The organism is Prevotella sp. oral taxon 317 str. F0108 (assembly GCF_000162415.1).
Taxonomy (GTDB): domain Bacteria; phylum Bacteroidota; class Bacteroidia; order Bacteroidales; family Bacteroidaceae; genus Prevotella; species Prevotella conceptionensis.
Genome location: NZ_GG740073.1, coordinates 613873 through 615440, shown reverse-complemented (window position 1 = coordinate 615440; position 1568 = coordinate 613873). Strand labels below are relative to the sequence as shown.

At 46.0% G+C, this 1568-nt stretch carries 2 protein-coding genes and 1 tRNA gene; all 3 read left to right on the top strand.

The window, feature by feature from the left end:
- The first annotated feature begins 137 nt into the window (after window positions 1-137).
- The 3 genes from HMPREF0670_RS08990 to HMPREF0670_RS08980 all read left to right on the top strand — a co-directional run bounded on the left by HMPREF0670_RS08990 (window position 138) and on the right by HMPREF0670_RS08980 (window position 1373).
- A complete protein-coding gene (locus tag HMPREF0670_RS08990; protein ID WP_009230842.1) occupies window positions 138-737 on the top strand; it encodes a hypothetical protein in 600 nt (199 codons plus the stop codon).
- A gap of 123 nt (window positions 738-860) precedes the next feature.
- The gene (locus HMPREF0670_RS08985; RefSeq protein WP_009230841.1) at window positions 861-1214 is read left to right on the top strand and encodes a hypothetical protein; all 354 of its coding nucleotides are present in this window, start codon (window positions 861-863) and stop codon (window positions 1212-1214) included.
- Between the two features lie 87 nt (window positions 1215-1301).
- Window positions 1302-1373 (top strand) — tRNA-Arg (locus HMPREF0670_RS08980).
- The last annotated feature ends 195 nt before the right edge of the window (window positions 1374-1568 follow it).

The window sequence follows — 1568 nt, the reverse complement described above, 5'->3', positions numbered from 1 at the left end:
TAAGTAGTAGTTTTGATGGGTTAAAGCTGTTTAGCCATGCGCTTTTCCGACCAGTCTGACTTGTCCGACCTGTCCGACTTATCCAACTTATCCAACAGACATCCATACCCATCTTTTCACCTTTAACCAATCCGCTTATGCTCAAAACAAAAATTCATCCATTACTCATCGCCATGCTTTTGCCCTTGGCTTGCGCCCTATTAAGCTCGTGCGGAAAGGTAGAGAACGAGTTTTCGGACCGCCGCGCCTACTTTATCTTTGATAATCAGGTGCAAAACAACGCCGTATTGGCATCGGCCATGTCGCCCCACAGCAACGTTTTCGTAACCGTGAGCATGCAGACGCGCTACTCAGGACAAAACAGTTATGTTGAATTCAACTTCGTTGCAGGTGGCGGCGGAGCACAACAAGCATCGAAGGCCACAGCCGTTGACCAAAACCGAGGTGTGGTTTTGGGCATAAACAACGGGCTGATACTGGGCTATGGCCTGTTGTCAGACCCACCCGTATTCTATGCCTACGACCTGCAATGCCCCAATTGCTACTCGTCTACCGCCGTTCCGCGCCGCAGTTATCCGCTAACAGTGCAAGCAAACGGGTTCGCAACCTGCGCCAACTGCCGTCGCAAGTACAACCTTTCAACGGGTGGAAACGTGGCCGAGGGCGCACAAGGCAACAAACTGATACGCTATCGCGCATCTACAACTGGGCCGTATGGCTTGTTGGTGGTGAATTAACGCATGCCAACTGTTGCTACCACCATATTTTATGGATTATTCGATAGAACTTATCTAACTATCCCTACTTGTCCGTCTTAATTGACCATCATACAACGAAGTCATCCTATAAAATCAGAACCAATGAACAATTTCACCCTCTTCTTTATGTACGACATGGTTTGGGTGTCGCTCCTGGCCATCATCTATGCCACTTACGCCTTGCTGTCTAAGCCCAAAGGGGATAAGGCCGTGCGCCTAACCATTGGTTTTGCTTTTGCTTATTATCTGGTGTTTTTCTTGCTCTCGTTTGCTACAAGCATAGCCACAGCCAAGGGTTTGTTTCTACTTGCACTCCTTCCTTTGTCTGCCTTGTGGTTTGCCCTTGCCCCTTATCGCAAAAGCAGGCGCATAAAACTTGTCGCATTGATGTTGGCTGCGCTCTATTGTGCATTTTTTGGCATTGTAATTCTGTTGCACGGCATGTCGAATATGTAGCATTTTATGGCACAAACCTCAACAAAAGCAGCATTTTATTTTGCATTGTGCGTCTTTTAACGTAACTTTGCAGCACATTAATTCAGGGCTTCCATAGTTCAATGGATAGAACGTAGGTTTCCTAAACCTTTGATCCGGGTTCGATTCCCGGTGGAAGTACACCCAACGAAACGCCTTCGGGCGTTTTGTTGTTATATCATAAGCCACGCTAAACCCAGATTAACGGCTGGTTATAAATGACAAAGTCCTTTCCCAAACGTCCATTAAGCATAGTTCATAAACTTAACAAGCCATAAAGTTACAAACTCATAAGCTTATAAACTTACCACCTCAAAAACTCATTAACTCAAAAAA